Source organism: Polyangium sp. 6x1 (assembly GCF_029946515.1).
Lineage (GTDB): Bacteria > Myxococcota_A > Polyangia > Polyangiales > Polyangiaceae > Polyangium.
The window spans coordinates 623,770-640,283 of record NZ_JARZHH010000001.1 but is presented as its reverse complement, the minus strand read 5'-3'; the positions used below and the strand labels follow the sequence as shown (position 1 = coordinate 640,283).

The window sequence follows — 16,514 nt, the reverse complement described above, 5'->3', positions numbered from 1 at the left end:
CTCGTGCCACTCACCTCGGACCCTGTCACAGCGGAAGGAAGAGCCTTGATTCGACCCATCGCCGTCCTCGTCGCAGGCATGCTCCTTTCGAGGCCGGGGATGCCGAAGGACGAGGCGAATCGTTATGCCCGCGTCCTCGCCGAGGTCGCGGCGGCGCGTGGCTTCGACCCGCTCGTCGCCGTGGCGATCGTGCATTTCGAGACGCAGTGGCGCCCCTCGCTCGTCTCGGCCGACGGGGAGGATTACGGCCTCGGGCAGGTGCGCGCCCGGTATGCGGGCGCTTGTCGCGACGACGCCGATCCGGTGAACGCGCCGAGCGAGGCCTGCCAGCGCGCGAAGGACTCGCTGCTCGACGGCGTGACGAACCTGCGGCGCATGGGCGCGATCATCGGGGCCAACATGGAATTTTGCAAGGCGAAGACCGGCAGCGCGAAGGCCGAACGCTGGCTCTCGGGCTACCAGGGTTATGGCGATCCCGCGCGCGGGCGGTTCTGCGAACCGGGCGAGAAAACGCGGATCGTGCTCGATTACTACAAGGATCTCGTCGCAAAGCTCGCGCCGAAGCCGTTGCCATTGCCGAAGCCGTTGCCGAAGGCCACGCGGCCTCCGCCGCGGGACCACGGCGCGGAGCCCACGCGCGCGGCGCTCCCGAAGAACGCGGAGCGCGGCGCGAAGCCGGCCGCGGCGAAGAAACAAGAAGGTACGAAGAAAGCGCCGCGCGCGAAGGCCGTCAAGGCGAGCGCGACGCGGCCCTCGCAAAGGAAGACACGATGACCGAGATCATCAAGCTTTCAGGACCGGGGAAAAACGCGCTGTCGAGCGCCATGATGCGCCACGTCCTCGAAGGGCTCGACAAGGCCGCGGGCGCGCCCGTCCTCGTCACGGGCGAGGGCGACGCGTTCTCCGCGGGGCTCGATTTGAAAGAGGTCCTCTCGCTCGACGCCGGCGGCATGGTCGCCTTCCTGCGGCTGCTCGAGCAATGCATGACGACCCTCTATCTGTACCCGGGGCCGACGATCGCCGTCGTGAACGGCCACGCGATCGCGGGCGGCTCGGTGCTCGCCGCTTGTTGCGACGTGCGCATTGCGATCCGCAAACCCACGGCGAAAATCGGCCTCAACGAGACCGCGCTCGGCCTCCGATTCCCGCCGCGCATCCTCTCGATCCTGCGGCGACGCCTGCCGCCCCAGCACATCGACGAAGTTCTCCTCGGCGCGGGCCTCTTCGATCCCGAAAAGGCCCAGCGCCTCGGCCTCGTCGACGAGGTGGCCGACGACCCGTACGAGGTCGGCCTCGCTCGTCACGCGGAGCTCGCGAAGCTTCCTGCGGCGGTTTATGCGCAGACCAAGCGGGACCTGCGCGGCACCCCGGATGGCCTCTATCCCGAGGCGGAACACGCCCGCGCGATCGACGAGCTGCTCGCCTTCTGGGATCCCGCCGTCGTGCAATCGAAGATCCTGGCCGTCCTCAAGCGCTGACCGCGCATTTCAAGGCGAGAGCCCCCCGGCAGACGTCGCCTCGATCGAATCGGCGAGCGGGCACTTCTCCATTCCGAGCTCCTTCGCTTTCGCGCGGATCATCTGCGCCTGCTCCTCCGGGCCCTTCACGCTGACGAGCGTACGGAACTCGATTCCGTCGGGGTTCTCGATGTGATCGTTGAGCCACGTCGTCCGCTGTTGCCCGATCGCGAGGGGATCTTCCTCCGCGCTGAGCCCGGCGCGCTGATCGACCTCGCACATGAGCTTCACGGCGTCGGCGAAGGTTTGCCCGGTTTGCGTCGGGGCGGCGGGCTCCGCGGGCTGGGAGGCGCCGCAACCCACGGCGAGGACGAGCGAGAACGAGGCGAGGAGCAGGGGACGTCGCATGCCGCATGGACACGGAAGCCCTGGCGGCTTTGGGTGCATCACATCGCGGGCATCGCCGCGGCGGGGACGGACGCTCGCCGGACGGCCTTGTCGGGCTCGGCGCGCTGCACCCCGCGCCGCATCGACGTCTTTCCGACCGCGATGTCGACCATCTTCTTCACCCGCGAAAAGACGCTCTCCTGCACGTAGGGGATCCCGTATTTCTCGCAGAGCGCCTTCACCTTCGGCTGCACCTGCTGGTACTTCAGCATCGGGATGTCCGGGAAGAGGTGGTGCTCGATCTGGTAATTGAGCCAGAGGTGCGCGGAATCGACGAGGTCGCCGCCCGTCTTGTAATTCGTCGAGCCAATCACCTGCCGCACGAAAAACTCCGCGCGCGAGGCCGGGCGGTCGTCGAAGCGATAGAGGTCATCGCCCGTGTGGTTCGGACCGACGACGCAGAACGTGTGCAGGTTCGAGACCGCGTCGGCCATCAGCGAGTTGCAGAACGCGCTGAAGACGCCCCAAGGGCCGAGCGGGAGATAACAGAGCGGCAGGAGCCCGAAATGGATCGCCGCATAGGGCAGGTAACACTTGAGCCAAAGCTCGCGCGTCTCGCCTTCCTTCGAAGGAGGCACGCCGTCCCGCTCGGCGTGGCGCGCGCGATAGACCTCCAGCGTGCTCGGCGCATAATACGAAGCCCGCCACGTGAGCGCGAGGATGCCCATGAGCGCGTAACGAACCGGCATGGGGTGTTCGCGCAGCTCCTCGGTGTTGCGCTCGATGAGGTCCCGATCGTCGAGCTCACCCGTGTAGGAGTGGTGCAGGACGTTGTGCTCGTAAATCCACGCTTCCGGCAGAATCCAATCGCACCAGTCAAGGAATCGTCGCTTTCCGCGCGCGAAGACCTTGCTCGTGTACCGAGCGGGCACGCCCGGCACCTTGTCGTAACCGCGATGACCAATGTGATGCATGAGGATCCACCGCGTCGATCGACCGATGCCGAGCAGCAATGCGCTCGCGGGGTTCGGCGCGAGTCCCGCGCCGAGCAAGCCGAGCGCGGTGCAAGCGCGCCCCCAGCGTTCGAGCTTGTAGAGGTGCTTGAGATCGTCCTCTCCGAGCGCGTCGTCGATCTCGCGTCGTAGGGCCTTGATGTCCGCGTGGAATGCTTCGAGGTCGATCTTGGAGAGGTCGAAAGGAAGAGGCTTTTCCATGGGGTCGGGCGGCTCGCTCTAGCACCCTTCCCCTCGGACGGAAAGCACCGTAAGCTCGCGCGGCGATGAAGCGAAGAGGCTTGCTGAAGGCCGGCATGGCGTTCGCGGTGGCCCCACTTTCTTTTTCGCGCGCGTCGTCCGCTTGTGACGGGCACGGCAACTGGGAGACCCCGCCGTCCGGGAAGGCGCCCGACAAAGCAGCCGAGAAAGCGCCCGTTTGCGAGCGGCTCGTCGCGAGGATCGGGCGAAATCACGGGCACGTCTTCACGATCGTCGCCGCCGACGTGCTCGCGGCCGTGGACAAGACGTACGACCTCACGGGGACGTCCGGCCACCGGCACACGATCACGATCACCGCCGCCGATTTCAAGAAGCTCGGCGCGGGGCAAATCGTGCGCCTCGCGTCGAGCCGCGAGGGCGGGCACATTCATCGGTTGTTCCTCGAATGCGCGCCGGCCGTGGACCCGCCCGAGCGCGTGAATGCTTGCGAGATCGAGGTCGCCGGCAAGGACGAGCACGAGCTCGTCATCCCGGACGCCGACGTCAAGGCAAAGGCGCCGCGGACCTACGACATCCAGGGCCTCGCGGGGCACGAGCATTCGGTGACGGTCACCGCCGCCGATTTCGAGGACCTGCTCGGCGGCAAACAGGTGAAGATCCCGAGCTCACGCGGCACCGACGGGCATAACCACCTCGTGTTCATCCGGTACCCACGGAAGGCCTGAGATCACGGGACGAACGGCGCGCCCGCGGCCGGAATGCGGGCGTCGGGGGGGACCTACAGGATTTCCTTCGTGGGCCCGCGCATTTTCGTTCGATTCATCGCGCCATCTGGCATTCGGGGGAAGATGCCTCCATGTCTTCGTTGGAAGCGACCAAGGGGCGTCCGGGTGAATGGATGGGTTTCCTGAGATCCGGGGGCCCCGAGGGTCGCGTTTGGAGGGGGATATGAAGAAGAATCTGATCGTTCAGGCAATCGTGGGACTCGGGCTTCTTCTGGGGAGCGCCGTCTCCGCCCAGGCCGCGCCCGCGCCGGTGAGCGCACCGAGCGAATCGACGGCGAGCCAGCCGCTGGAGGAGAGCGCCACGGTGGTGGCCGCTGCCCGCTGCCGCGGAGGATTCGCGTCCTGCAACACCAATTGTACCCGTCGTTGCACGCGGGGACATGGCTATGGCGCGTGTGCCACGCGGTGTGACCGTGACTGTCGTGCTCGCTTCTGCAGGTAGGTCAGGAATATGGGGGGCGGGAGCGGGCGTACAGGGCCTCCGCCATGTCGCTCCGCTCCCGCCTCGCATGGTCCGCCCCCCTCGTGGTTGCGCTCGCCGGCGCTTGCACGAGCGCACCGCGCGCCGCGGCGCCGAGGCCTCCACGAGACGTGCAAGCCCCCGGGGCTTCGCTCGCGTCTCCCGCGCGGAACGACGCACCGCGGGTGACGTCGAACGCCTGCGCGCGGCGCCATTCCGAGGCCACCGCTCGGCCCGAATCGATCGTTCGTCAAAGCAGCACCCTTGCCCTGGCCCGGCACGCCGATCGAACGATCGCCTACGTCGCCGACGCCGATCGCCACGCCATTCACACGATCGACATCGACGGCCGGGCCCTCCTCGCGACGACGCCCCTCGCCGGCGCGCCTTCGCAGCTCGTCGTCCTCGTGGATGGCAGGGTCGTCGTCGCGCTCCGCGATTCCAATCGTGTCGCCGTCCTCGAGCCCGCCTCCGCGCCCGAACGGAAGCTCGCGCCCCTCTGCGAAGCCCGGACGCCGAGCGAGCCCGTAGGCTTGTTCGTCTCGCCAAACGAATCCACCCTCTTCGTGACGAGCGGCTGGGGCCACGCGCTCACCGCATTCGCCGGTGACACGCTCGAACCCCGCTACGCCGTGCCCCTGCCGCGCGAGCCCCGCGCCGTCCTCGTCGAGCCCTCGGGCCGCCGCGCCTTCGTCTCCCACGCCGTCGGCGATGAGATTTCGGTCGTCGACCTCGAAGATCCGCTCCACACCCGGAGGTCCGTCGATCTCCGTCGCCACAACGGGGAGATCTCTTCTTCCCGCCGCACCGGCCAGGGGTTCGTCCTGGCCGCGCTCGTCGGGACGAACCCCGAGCGCGTGACGCGATTGCTCGCTCCGCTGGTGAGCGTCGACCAGGACGCGGGCAGCATCTCCACCGAGACCTATGGCTCTCGTTTCCTCGCCGCCGCGCCGCTCGTCGCCGTCGTCGATACCACGACCGAATCCCTGCTCGGTCGTCACCTCTCGGTCGTCGGTGGCCTCGACGACGTCGGCGGCCCTGAAAAAGCCTGCACCCTGCCGCGCGCGGCGGCGCTCGCCGGCGATCGCCTCCTCCTCGGTTGCCTCGGCGTCGACGCCGTCCTCGAGCTCGATGCACGCGCGCGCGACCCCATGCGGTTCGAGCGTCGCCGATTCCGTGTCCCGGCCGGACCCATGGGCGTCGCGGCCGAGCCGGGGCGCGAGCGCGCCGTCGTCTGGTCCCAGTTCGCCGCCGCCGTGAGCGTGCTCGACCTGCGCGAGGGCGCCTCGACGACGCCCGCCGCGGAAATCGTCGTCTCGAAAGAGCTTCCTCCAAACCTCAGCGCATTCGAAGCGCGCGGACGGCTCCTGTTTCACGCGACAAACGATCCGCGCATCTCGGGCGACGGCCGTGCCTGCGCGAGTTGCCATATCGACGGGCGCGAGGACGGCATCACCTGGCAGACCCCCGAGGGGCGGCACCAGACGATCATGCTCGCGGGCCGCATGAACGAAGGCGCGCCGTTCGGCTGGCGGGGCGAGACGACCACGCTCCGGCACCACGTCGGCCGTACGATGAAGCGCCTCGCGGGGCGCGGTGTCTTCAGCGGCGCCGACTCCGCGGATCTCGACGCGCTCCTTGCTTATTTGAAGGTCATGCCCGCGCCCGTGCGCGCCGAGCCCGACGAGGCCCGGCGCGCGCTCGTCGCACGCGGGCGCGAGCTCTTCGACGATCCGCAGCAGGGCTGCGCGGCGTGCCATCCGGGGGGCGGCACCGACCGATCGGCGTACGACGTCGCGCGCTCGCCGTTCCGCATTCCGTTCGATACGCCCTCTCTCCAGTTCGTCGGCGGAACGGCGCCCTATTTTCACGACGGTCGTTATGCCACGCTCGGCGACCTCCTGCGCGGCGTGGACGGCACCATGGGCCACACCGGCTCCCTCTCGAACGAGGAGCTTTCCGCGCTCGAGGCCTACCTGGAGGAACTGTGATGAAACGCATTCCCGTTTTTTCGGCGCTCGCCCTCGCGTTTTCGCTCGGCATGGCTGCGACCCCGGCGCAGGCCGAGGAACCTCCTCGATTCCACGACATCCGCCTCGCCGACATCCCGCGTATCGAAGCCGAGCCTGACGTCGCCTGGGCGGACGAACATTACGACACGAGCGGCGAACCGAGCCCGTTGCCCGACGTCGAGCGCTCGCGTCCCGCGGTCGACTGGAGTGGTTTGCCCCGGCCGCACTTGACCAACGAGAAAGGCAATGCCGCGGTCGTGCGGATCCGGAACCTCTATCACCCGGACAACCACCAAGCGAACCAGTGGCTCCGCTATCTCCAGTCCGACGACGCGTCCCCGATCGCCATGGCGTGCGGGCCCGACACGGGCGAGCCGCGGGGCGTCGATACATATTTGCTCGAAGTGTCGCGCCCGGAGGGCCCGCGATACACGGTCGTGGAGGTGTGGCTCGACGGAAAAACCTGCAAAGGCCTCGCGCTCCGGCGATATCAGACCGCCGTCCAACCGCTCGCGGGGGGCCTCGCGTATGCCTATCGCACCCATTGCGCGAGCTGCTCGCCTGCGCAGAGCGAAACCCTCCACGTCGTCATCCCCACGGCCATGAGCTCCAGCGCCACCGGCGGATTTCGATACTGGACGTATTTGATGGAGCACCTCGAGCTCCCGCTCGGCCCCGGCACCTCTGGCAGCTTGCGCGCGCGTATCGAGGAGGGGAGCATCCGCTCGTGGAACCGCGTCGTCCCGCGGCCGCTGCCGGTCGCCGACGTCGAGCTGCGCATCGAGACGAGCTTCGCCGCGGGCGAGGACGAGCCCACGATCGTCCTGGCCACACGCGCCGTGAACATCTTGCCTTTGTAGGCTTTCGGCCGCTGCGCGGGCCGTGATAGGGTCCGCGTCATGTCCAACGTCATCCACTTCGAGACGAACCACGGCTCCTTCGAGATCACCCTCGACGCCCAGGCCGCGCCGCAGACCGTCGCCAATTTCCTTCGTTATGTCGAAGGAGGCCACTACGACGGGACCATCTTCCACCGCGTCATTCCGGGCTTCATGGCGCAGGGCGGGGGATACGACGCGACGTACGAGAAGAAGCCCACGCTCGCGCCCGTCACGAACGAGGCCGACAACGGCCGGAAGAACACACGCGGCACCGTCGCCATGGCGCGCACGAGCGAGCCGCACTCGGCGACGGCGCAGTTCTTCGTGAACGTCGCGGACAACGCGTTCCTCGACCATACGGCAAAGACCAGCGCTGGCTGGGGGTATACCGTGTTTGGCGAGGTGACCTCCGGCATGGACGTCATCGACCGCATCGTCGCGCAAAAGACGGGCGCGCAAGGCCCGTTCTCGAAAGACGCGCCGCTCGCCCCCGTCGTCATCCAGTCCGCCCGCGCCCGTTGAGCCACCGCCCCTCCCGTTCGGCGCTTCTCTCGCACAACTCCCCACATCGTCCATCGGGGTCTCCACGCGAAACCTCATGGTTTCGATGTGTTACGATGTTGTTTGAACATGTTCAGATTTGATCTTGACCGACGATGTGTCTGCATCCATCATCTGAACATGTTCAAGTTCGGTCGCGCTGGAGGGCTCTGGCGGGCCGATACGTAGGGAGGATCGCCATGCAGGACGCGATGATGAATGCGACTTCGTATCTGGTTCCCGTGTATGCGGCGTATGCGCTGACCAGCGTGGGGCTCACGGTGGGGCTCGCGCGGACCTTGTTCCGCAGCGGGGCGGTGTTCCTCGCGGACGTCTTCAAGGACAACGCCGGAATGGCCGAGGCGGTGAATCGGCTGCTCGTCGTCGGCTTCTACCTGCTCAATTTCGGCTATGCGTGCCTCATCATGAAGGCGGACCGCGCGACGGACATGATCGAGGCCATCGAGATCCTCGCCGCCAAGCTCGGGCTCTTGCTCCTGTCGCTCGGCGTGATCCATTTCTTCAACGTCTACCTCTTCCACCGCATGCGCCGCCGCGCCCAGATGGCCGTGCTGCCGCCGCCGGTCGTCCCCCAGCTCAAGATGGTGCGCGCGGGCGCCGAGTGAATTCACCGCCCATGAAAGGCGAGGAGGAGGTTTGTCCCATGAAGCGGCTCACGGTCCTTTTCGACGAAACTTGCGTGCTCTGCGTGCGCTGCCGCGACTGGCTCCTCACGCAGGAGGCGTACGTCGAGCTCGAGCTCCTCGCCTGCGGCAGCGACGAGGCAAAACGTCGTTATGCCGGGGTGCCGTGGCTCGGCGAGGAGCTCGTCGTGGTGAGCGACGAGGGCGATGTCTGGGCGGGCGCGGCCGCATTTCTGCTCTGCCTGTGGGCGCTCGTGGAATGGCGGCCCTGGTCGTACCGCTTCTCCGGCCCGACGTTCGCTCCGCTCGCGGAGCGGTTCTTTCACGCGCTCTCCAGCAAGCGCCGCACAATCGCCGCGTGGGTCGCGCCGGACGATTGCCCCGGCGGGAGCTGCCGGGTACGGTACGCCGGAGGCCATTACCGATGACCACCCGAAAGCGTCGCCCGAGCGGCGAGGCGAGCCGCGAGCACATCCTCTCGATCGCGCTCCAGCTCTTCCGTGAGAAAGGGTTCGACGGGACGACGATGCGCGACATCGCCGCCGCCGCCGGCCTCTCGCTCGGCGCGGCGTATTACTGGTTTCCCTCGAAGGAAGCCATCGTGCTCGCGTATTACGCGCGGCAGCAGGATGCGCACGCGGAGGCGTCGCGCGGCGCCCTCGAAACCCTGCCCGATCTGCGATCGAGGCTCGGCGCCGTGATGCACGCGAAGATCGACATGCTGAAGGACGATCGCAAGCTGCTCCGGGCCATTCTGCGGAGCACGCTCGGCGCCGACGAGCCGACCTCGGTCTTCAGCGCGGAGACGTCGGACGTGCGGCGAAAGGCCATCGGCATTTTCGTCGACGCGATCGGGAAGGACGACGCGATCCCCGAGGACGCGCGGCCGCTCCTCGGGCAGGCGCTCTGGGCGCTGCACCTCGGCTTGCTCCTTTACTTCGTGAACGATGCCTCCGAGGATCAGGTGAAGACCCGCGTGCTCGTGGACGGCTCGCTCGACCTCATCTGCAAGCTCGCGCCGCTGCTCGCGTCTCCGATGCTCGGTCCGATGCGCGCCGAGATCACGGCGCTCTTCGAGAATGCGGGGCTGTTCGCGGCAAAGAAGTGACGGATTGACGCGCGCCGGGCGCCTTGCCACGGTCGGCGCATGATGCAACGAAGGTCGTTTCGACGGAGATGGGCCGCGGCGACGGTGATCGCAGCGGTCGTGCTGGGGTTTGGTTTCGTGAAGGCGCGGCGGGCGTCCGGCGAGACGCCGCCCGACGACGGCGCGCCCTCGGGCATGGTCGCGTTCGTCGGCGGGGGCGCGTGTCCGCCAGGGTGGGTGACCGTGTACGACGTCGCAGGGCGCGTCGTCGTCGGCGCGATTCAACCGGAGTACGTGGGCCTCGAGGTCGGCACGCCGTTCACCGATCGCGAAGAGCGAATGCACGAGCACGCCTATGCCGGCGAGGTCACGCTCGTCGCGAAAAACATCGCCGGGGCGAACGGCAATAACCAGAACGGCGCCGCGGCCGGGACGTATCCCCTCGCGGGCACCACCACGAAGGTCTCCTCGGGGCTGCCCTTCCTGCAGATCGCGGGGTGCGTGAAGCCATGAAAACACGCGTTATGCTTGCCAGTCTGCTCGTCGTTTCTCTCGCGGGTTGCCTCGATACGTCGGGCAGCGGCTCCGGCGTTCCCATCGCCACGGACCCGGGCCCGGATCCGCAATCGCTCCGCGGCGACGCGCTTCCCACCGGCGCGGTCTCCTTTTTCAAGAAGCTCGCCTGCCCCGAGGGGTGGAAGCCCTACGATCTCGCCGCGGGGCGCACGATCGTCGCCGCGAGTGAAACCTTGCCGAGCGGAGAGACCGTCGGCTCGCCACTTGCGAGCCAGGAAGAACGCAAGCATTCGCATGCGCTCGCGGCGAGCGTCGAGATCCCCGCGGTCTCGTACGTGGGCGCGCCCGGCGGCGGCAATTCCGGCGTGGGGCAGGCCGGGGTCGTCTCGTTCGCCACGACGTCGGAGCCGGCGCCCGACGAGATCCCCTACGTCCAGCTCCTCGCTTGCAAAAAAGACGCGGAGCCCGTCCCGCGCCCGACGCCCCTGCCGCCGCGTATGCTCATGTTCTTCGATCGAGAGAAATGCCCATCGGGCTGGAAACCCGCCGAAGGTACGGCGGGCAGGATCCTCGTGGGATTGCCGCAGGACGCCGCCGCGGACAGCCCCTTCGGCGGCGACCCGTTCACGAGCCCCGAGCCCCGCTCCCATGGTCATGCGTTTTCGTCGACGGTCGATACCCCCTCGCACGGCATCGGGCTCGCGGGCGGGTGCTGCGGGGACGGATATGCCAAGAAAGGCACGTACGAGCTCGCGTCGGCGACGGAGCCGTCCGACGTGGACATGCCGATGCTCGTGCTCCTTCAGTGCGAGAAGGAGTGACGACACGCAAATCAGGGAAACACCCGATAGCCAGCGCCGCGCGCGTCGTGAGATGAATCGACCCCGGGGAGGGATTCGTGCGCGCAAATCTTGGCTTCAGGGGCGGTTCATCGAGGTCGGCGGAGCGATCGAGGCAGCGAGCTGCGACGCTCGGCTTGTGGGGCCTCGGCGTCGATGTGCTCATCGGCGCCGTGGTGGTCGCCGGCGTCGCGTTCACCACGCTGAAACTGCAGCTCCTCCGGCACGGCTGACGCCGGAGCGTCAGCGGAGCACGACGTCGAGCGCGTGCGCTTCGAGCAGGCTCGGGACCTCCCATCGCTCGCTCATGCGGCGAATGACGGCCTCGGGCACACGCGCGGCGCGTGCGCGGTTGCCCGCGAGGAGCGCGGCCCGCGGCGCCTCGACGTAGACGATCCGCACCCGCGCGCCGTAATCGGCCGCGAGCGAGAGCAACGGACCGCGCCGCTGCCGGTTGAGGTTCGTCGCATTGTAGACGAACCGCTCGCCGCGCCGGAGGTGCTCGCGCACGCGCTCCTTGCCCGCCTGCACGACGGCGCCCTGGTTCTCGTCGGGCTCGACGTCGAGCTCGCTGCGCAGCTCGTCGAGCGACACCACCGGCAGATCCGGGAATCGCTCGCGGATGCAGGTGTCTTTCCCCGCGCCCGGCAGGCCGCACATCATGATCATCTCGCCGCTCGTGTCGTCGTGAACAGGCACGTCGGGCGAGCGCCCTTCGGAGCGGAAGTAGACGACGCGCGTGTGATCGGACGGGAAGGACCGCGGTTTGTCGAAACAACCCTCCTCGGCGCAGAACGCGCGGAAGAGCTCGATGTTGTCGACGATGCGCTGCATGTCCTGGCAGACGCGGCCGCGGATGTCGGCCTCGGCGACGAGCGCGAGCAGATCGGCGCGGCAGACGAGCGAGATCTCTGCGGCGAGCTTCTGCGCGTCGTCCCGCTCGATCAGGTAAAAGGGGATCTGGTGGTGGCGGATGAGCCCGGAGACCATCTCGCGGAGCGAAAACGGCGCGCCGAGCTCCCAGAGCAGCCGCCGCGCGAGCATCTCGCCGGCGCGTGAATGCCCCTTCGCCGTGATGCGCCCGTCCGGCTCTTCTTTCGTGGTGAACGGTTTCGCCACGTCGTGCAGGAGGCACGCGAGCCAGACGGCCGCCTGATCGTCCGCGGAGAGCGCGCGCCACGCGGGCATCGCCACGAGCGTCTCCAGCACCATGCGCGTGTGAATCCAGACGTTGCCCTCGGCGTGGTGAATGGGGTCCTGCGGGCAGGGCTCGAGCGCGCGGACCCATTCGAAGGTCTGCAGCTCGTCCCAGGGCACACGGAAAGCGGGCGGCCGGGGCGGCTCGGTGAGGAGGGAGAGCGACATGGAGGTGCTCGTAACGTGAAGAAAGGAGGGACGCCACCATAGCACGGGCGAGGGCGGCCGTGCTAGCCTCTGCATCGCCGTGTCTGCAAAGTACCCGAGGACATTCCACCTCCCGTGGTCGCCGGGCGGGACGTCCGACGACAAGCGCATGTCAGACGTGTCCGCGCTCGTCGGCGCCGAGATCGTCGCCACCGAGAAATGCGACGGCTCGAACCTGACGTACACGCGGAAGAACGTCTTTTCGCGCTCGCACGCGGGCCCGCCCGCGCACCCGAGCTTCGACCTCGCGAAGGCCACGCACGCCCGCATCGGACACCTCCTCTCGGAGGGGATCTCGGTCTTCTGCGAGTACTGTTATGCCGTGCATTCGATCACGTACGACAAGCTCCCCGAGTATTCGCTGGTCTTCGGCGTGCGCGATGATGCGGCCGGCATCTGGTGGGATTGGGACATGGTGACGGCGCAGGCCGGCGACCTCGGCCTCCCGACCGCGCCCGTGCTTTTTCGTGGCGTGGTCTCGTCCGTGGACGAGCTCCGCGCGCTCACCGACCGGCTCTCGCGGGAGCCTTCGACGTTCGGGGGGCCGCGCGAGGGCGTCGTCGTGCGTGTCTCTGCGCAGTTCCCGGACGGCGCGTTTGGCCGATGCGTGGCGAAGTGGGTGCGCAAGGGCCACGTGCAGACCGACGAGCACTGGCTGCATCAGGCGATCGTCCCGCAGCGGCTCGCCCGGTCCGGGTAGGCCCTATCGTTTTCCGGCGAGCTTCGTGAGCTCGGCGCAGAGCGCCTCGCGCGCCGGCCCGAGCGTCTCCTCGTACCACGCGAAATCGTCGTCGGGCCCTTTTCGTAGCTCCGCGAGGAAGTGGTTCGCCGCCGTGTAATCGCTGATCTTGCCGGTCTTCGCGACCTGCAAGGCGAAGACCGGCACGCGCATCGCGTGAAACGCCTTTTTCCGGGAGGGCCCGGGCTCCTCGACGAAGCGCTTCTTCGCCTTCTGCCAGTCCGCCGTGGATCGACCGATCGCCGAGGAGGCGAGTTTTTTCCGATCGCACGTGTACCGGAAGGGCGGACGGGACGCGACGAGCACGTGGGCGGGCTGCGCGAAATAGCATTCGAGCGCGAAGACGCTCTGATCGTCGAGCGCGTCCTGGAAAGTCGTGACGCCGTGAATGACGATGTTCAGGCCCTCGGCGAAGGCGAGGTCCTGCCTTTGCTCCGGCTTCGAGCGCACGACGAGGAAGTCCTCGTCCGACGCAGGTCCGGCCGTGCCGTACACGCGGGAGCCCACGCGCCAAGCGGCGCGGATCTCCGCGCGCGACACCCGGAGGACGGCGAGAAGTCGGCTGAGGACGTCGTCGGACACGATCGCACCTTACACCACGAGCGCGGGAGGGGCGCCCTGGAAAGTTTCCACGTGCCGGCATTACGTCGCTGCGTCGGGCTCGAAAAAACGAGTAGCGTCCTGCGCGTTTTCGTGGTCCAATGTGCGCCGTGGTATTCTTCTCCGCCTTCCGCCATGCCAGACGCCTCCTCGCGCTGGGCATCGGATCGATATCGCTCTTGTCGGGATGCTCGCCGGAAGCTCCTCCTCCTGGAAACCCCGACACGGGACCGAAGATGCCGGAGGGGGGCCTGCTCGACTACCCCGTGGATGCAATCGGCCCGTTCCGGGTCGGCTACCGGTCCTTTCTGCACACCTACCAGCCGAAGGGCGTCCCGGAATCTCGCGAGATCCGCGTCAATCTCTGGTATCCCACGCTCGACGAGGAAGGTACGCCGCCGAGGTACATCAACGTATTCCCCGACGACGACGTGTTCGAGGGCGCGAGCGTCGCGCCGCCGATGGAAGCTGCGGGCTACCCCGTGCACCTGCATTCGCACGGGTATTCGGGGTTCGGCGGGACGAGCTCCGACATGATGCACTGGTTCGCCTCGCACGGCTGGGTCGCGATCGCGCCCGATCACACGGGCAACACGCTCCCGGAGCACGAGGACACGAAGCCACTCCTCCTGAGTTACCTGCGCTCGACGGACCTCACGGCCTCGCTCGACGTGCTCGAGGCGCTCCCCTCGGACGATCCGCTCGCGGGCAAATGCCGCACGGACGAGGTCTTGCTCTCGGGCCATAGCTTCGGCGGGCGCACGGCGTGGGCGAGCGGCGGCGCCACGTACGACCTGACGGCGATCCAGGCCTTGTGCGACGATGGGACGAAGTTCTCCGAGCCCTGCACGCCCGAGCAAATCGCGCTCTTCGGTCAGGATATCGGGGATCCGCGCGTCAAGGCGGGTATGCCAATGGCGATCGGGAATGGCGACGGCTGGTTCGGCGAGGAGGGGTACAACGCCGTGAAGAAGCCGTATCTCTACATGACGGGCTCGCTCGATCCGGTCGGCGCCGAGGACGTGTGGGCGCGCGTGACCTCGATCGATTTCACGTGGCTCGATTTCGAGGGCGGCTGCCACCAGCTCTTCGCGCTCGGCGGCTGCCCGGAGTTCGACTCGTACGAGGGCTGGGCGCTCGTCAACACCTATGCGTTCGCGTTCGCGCGCCGGCACATCCTCGGCGATACGAGCGACAAGGTCCAGAAGATCCTCGACGGTACCGAGGTCCTCTCGCCGAAGGTCAAGTTTCAGCACAAATGAGGTGAGCGATGTCATTCCGGGACGAACCCCCCAAGACGAAGTTTCTCTCCCGGGCGCTCCTCCCCGCGGCGCTCGCGGCCTCGCTCGTCGCGTGTAGCGAAGAGGCGCCCCCGCCGAGCGGCGGGCTCGGGCCGCGGCCGCCGATGCCGGAGATCGCCGCGCAGACCGGCGCGCAGCGCCTCACGGTCGCCCAGTATGGCAATGCCATCCGCGACCTCTTCGGCGAGGACATCAACGTGCCGACGTCGATCGAGCCCGACGCGCCGCTCGACGGCTTCGTCACGCTCGGCTCCTCGGTCAGCACGATCTCTCCGCGTGGCGTCGAGAAATACGAGAAGGCCGCGTTCGCCATTGCAGAGCAGGTCGTTTCAGACCCCGCGCGAAAAGCCTCGGTCCTGCCGTGCGCGCCCGCGGGGGCAAACGACCTCGATTGCGCGAAGAAGCTCGCGACCTCGCTCGGGCGCCGCGTCTACCGTCGCCCGCTCTCCGCTACGGAGGTCGATCGGCTGGGCGGGCTGCTCGTGCAGGCGGCGACCACGCTCGGCAGCTTCGACAAGGGGATCGAGTTTGCCATCGCGGGGATGCTGCAGTCGCCGAATTTCCTCTATCGTCCCCAGGTCGGCGAGCCGGACCCGAAGAGCCCGGGCAAGCGCCGCTACACGAGCCTCGAAATGGCCTCGAAGCTCTCGTTTTTCCTGTGGAACAGCATCCCGGACGAGGAGCTGCTCGCGGCGGCCGAGGCGGGGAAGCTCGTCGAGGACGAGGGCCTCGCCGACCAGGTCCTGCGCATGATCGAATCGCCGCGGGCGCGGGAGGGCCTGCGGGCGTTCGTCACGGATTGGCTGCACCTCGGTCAGCTCGACGCGCTCTCGAAGGACCCGACGGTCTTCACGTATTATAGCCCCGAGGTCGGCCCCGCCGCGCGCGAGGAGACGCTGCGGGTTTTCGAGCACCTCGTCTTCGATCGCGACGCCGATTACCGCGACGTCTTCCTCACGCGCACGACCTTCGTCAATCCGAAGCTTGCCTCGATGTACGCCGTTCCCGCGCCGACGGACGAGGGCTTCGGCAAGGTGGACTTTCCCGAGGATTCGGTGCGGATCGGCCTCCTTGGGCACATCAGCATCCTCGCGCTCCACTCGCATCCGCGGTCGACGTCGGCCACGCTTCGCGGCAAGTTCGTCCGCGAGGATCTGCTCTGCGACGGCATTCCCCCGCCGCCCGTCAACGTGAACACGGGCCTGCCGGATCCCTCGACGGAGGCGCGGACCCTGCGCGAGCGCATCGCGCAGCACAACACCGATCCGAACTGCCGGGCTTGCCACATGCTCATGGATCCCATTGGCCTCGGCCTCGAAAACTTCGACGGGATCGGCAGGTTCCGCATGAAGGAGACCGACGCCGTCATCGATCCGTCGGGCAACCTCGATGGCGTGCCTTACGCGAACGCGCGCGAGCTCGCCCTGCGCATTCACGACAGCGACAAGGTCGCGCCCTGCTTCGTGCGCAAGCTCTATTCGTATGCCACCGCGTTCGAGCCCACGACGGAGGAGAGCGCGACGATCAACACCCTCACGTATGATTTCCGCGCGGCGGGGCACCGCGTGAAGTCGCTTCTCTCGTTCATCGCGACGAGCCCGGGTTTCCGGCTCGCGCACGAGCCTTGACCACCGGTGACGAAGGGGAT

The 16,514-nt window shown here is 67.7% G+C and carries 19 protein-coding genes; 15 read left to right on the top strand and 4 right to left on the bottom strand.

The window, feature by feature from the left end; genetic code table 11:
* Positions 1–45: 45 nt before the first annotated feature.
* Both QHF85_RS02590 and QHF85_RS02585 read left to right on the top strand, forming a co-directional pair.
* Positions 46–774, top strand: a complete 729-nt coding sequence (locus QHF85_RS02590; protein WP_281325415.1) for a hypothetical protein — start codon at positions 46–48, stop codon at positions 772–774.
* Complete coding sequence (locus QHF85_RS02585) at positions 771–1,478, top strand: enoyl-CoA hydratase/isomerase family protein (RefSeq protein WP_281325414.1); 708 nt, start codon at positions 771–773, stop codon at positions 1,476–1,478. The genes QHF85_RS02590 and QHF85_RS02585 overlap by 4 nt, the downstream gene beginning before the upstream one ends.
* 9 nt (positions 1,479–1,487) lie before the next feature.
* On the opposite strand, the gene QHF85_RS02580 is transcribed toward QHF85_RS02585, so the two are convergent.
* Together QHF85_RS02580 and QHF85_RS02575 are read right to left on the bottom strand one after the other, a co-directional pair.
* Positions 1,488–1,865, bottom strand: coding sequence for a hypothetical protein (locus QHF85_RS02580; protein ID WP_281325413.1), 378 nt, complete (start codon positions 1,863–1,865; stop codon positions 1,488–1,490).
* 38 nt (positions 1,866–1,903) lie between these two features.
* The gene (locus QHF85_RS02575; protein ID WP_281325412.1) at positions 1,904–3,058 is read right to left on the bottom strand and encodes a fatty acid desaturase; all 1,155 of its coding nucleotides are present in this window, start codon (positions 3,056–3,058) and stop codon (positions 1,904–1,906) included.
* A 65-nt stretch (positions 3,059–3,123) separates the two neighbouring features.
* Between QHF85_RS02575 and QHF85_RS02570 the strand changes: the two genes are divergently transcribed.
* The 10 genes from QHF85_RS02570 to QHF85_RS02525 all read left to right on the top strand — a co-directional run bounded on the left by QHF85_RS02570 (position 3,124) and on the right by QHF85_RS02525 (position 11,055).
* Positions 3,124–3,783, top strand: coding sequence for a hypothetical protein (locus tag QHF85_RS02570; protein ID WP_281325411.1), 660 nt, complete (start codon positions 3,124–3,126; stop codon positions 3,781–3,783).
* 546 nt (positions 3,784–4,329) lie between these two features.
* The gene (locus tag QHF85_RS02565) at positions 4,330–6,294 is read left to right on the top strand and encodes a cytochrome C peroxidase (RefSeq protein ID WP_281325410.1); all 1,965 of its coding nucleotides are present in this window, start codon (positions 4,330–4,332) and stop codon (positions 6,292–6,294) included.
* A complete protein-coding gene (locus QHF85_RS02560) occupies positions 6,294–7,175 on the top strand; it encodes a hypothetical protein (protein WP_281325409.1) in 882 nt (293 codons plus the stop codon). The genes QHF85_RS02565 and QHF85_RS02560 overlap by 1 nt, the downstream gene beginning before the upstream one ends.
* Positions 7,176–7,214: 39 nt before the next feature.
* Complete coding sequence (locus QHF85_RS02555; RefSeq protein WP_281325408.1) at positions 7,215–7,718, top strand: peptidylprolyl isomerase; 504 nt, start codon at positions 7,215–7,217, stop codon at positions 7,716–7,718.
* 218 nt (positions 7,719–7,936) lie between these two features.
* A complete protein-coding gene (locus tag QHF85_RS02550) occupies positions 7,937–8,362 on the top strand; it encodes a hypothetical protein (protein ID WP_281325407.1) in 426 nt (141 codons plus the stop codon).
* Between the two features lie 38 nt (positions 8,363–8,400).
* Positions 8,401–8,808 (top strand): DCC1-like thiol-disulfide oxidoreductase family protein, encoded by a 408-nt coding sequence (locus QHF85_RS02545; RefSeq protein WP_281325406.1) that lies wholly within the window; start codon positions 8,401–8,403, stop codon positions 8,806–8,808.
* Entirely contained in the window at positions 8,805–9,488 is a 684-nt protein-coding gene (locus tag QHF85_RS02540; RefSeq protein WP_281325405.1) for a TetR/AcrR family transcriptional regulator, read from the top strand. The genes QHF85_RS02545 and QHF85_RS02540 overlap by 4 nt, the downstream gene beginning before the upstream one ends.
* Positions 9,489–9,527: 39 nt before the next feature.
* The gene (locus QHF85_RS02535; protein WP_281325404.1) at positions 9,528–9,980 is read left to right on the top strand and encodes a hypothetical protein; all 453 of its coding nucleotides are present in this window, start codon (positions 9,528–9,530) and stop codon (positions 9,978–9,980) included.
* Positions 9,977–10,804 (top strand): hypothetical protein, encoded by an 828-nt coding sequence (locus QHF85_RS02530; RefSeq protein ID WP_281325403.1) that lies wholly within the window; start codon positions 9,977–9,979, stop codon positions 10,802–10,804. Before QHF85_RS02535 ends, QHF85_RS02530 begins: the two co-directional genes overlap by 4 nt.
* Before the next feature lie 77 nt (positions 10,805–10,881).
* A complete protein-coding gene (locus QHF85_RS02525; RefSeq protein WP_281325402.1) occupies positions 10,882–11,055 on the top strand; it encodes a hypothetical protein in 174 nt (57 codons plus the stop codon).
* A gap of 10 nt (positions 11,056–11,065) precedes the next feature.
* Here QHF85_RS02525 and QHF85_RS02520 read toward each other — a convergent pair whose 3' ends face one another.
* Positions 11,066–12,187: an AAA family ATPase gene (locus tag QHF85_RS02520; protein ID WP_281325401.1), complete on the bottom strand. Its 1,122-nt coding sequence runs from the start codon at positions 12,185–12,187 to the stop codon at positions 11,066–11,068.
* 148 nt (positions 12,188–12,335) lie between these two features.
* Here QHF85_RS02520 and QHF85_RS02515 point away from each other — a divergent pair, with 148 nt between their 5' ends.
* Positions 12,336–12,926, top strand: a complete 591-nt coding sequence (locus tag QHF85_RS02515; RefSeq protein ID WP_281325400.1) for an RNA ligase family protein — start codon at positions 12,336–12,338, stop codon at positions 12,924–12,926.
* Positions 12,927–12,929: 3 nt separating this feature from the next.
* On the opposite strand, the gene QHF85_RS02510 is transcribed toward QHF85_RS02515, so the two are convergent.
* A complete protein-coding gene (locus tag QHF85_RS02510; RefSeq protein WP_281325399.1) occupies positions 12,930–13,547 on the bottom strand; it encodes a hypothetical protein in 618 nt (205 codons plus the stop codon).
* Between the two features lie 254 nt (positions 13,548–13,801).
* Here QHF85_RS02510 and QHF85_RS02505 point away from each other — a divergent pair, with 254 nt between their 5' ends.
* Both QHF85_RS02505 and QHF85_RS02500 read left to right on the top strand, forming a co-directional pair.
* Positions 13,802–14,827: a hypothetical protein gene (locus tag QHF85_RS02505; protein WP_281325398.1), complete on the top strand. Its 1,026-nt coding sequence runs from the start codon at positions 13,802–13,804 to the stop codon at positions 14,825–14,827.
* Positions 14,828–14,835: 8 nt separating this feature from the next.
* Positions 14,836–16,494, top strand: coding sequence for a DUF1592 domain-containing protein (locus tag QHF85_RS02500; RefSeq protein ID WP_281325397.1), 1,659 nt, complete (start codon positions 14,836–14,838; stop codon positions 16,492–16,494).
* Positions 16,495–16,514 lie beyond the last annotated feature (20 nt).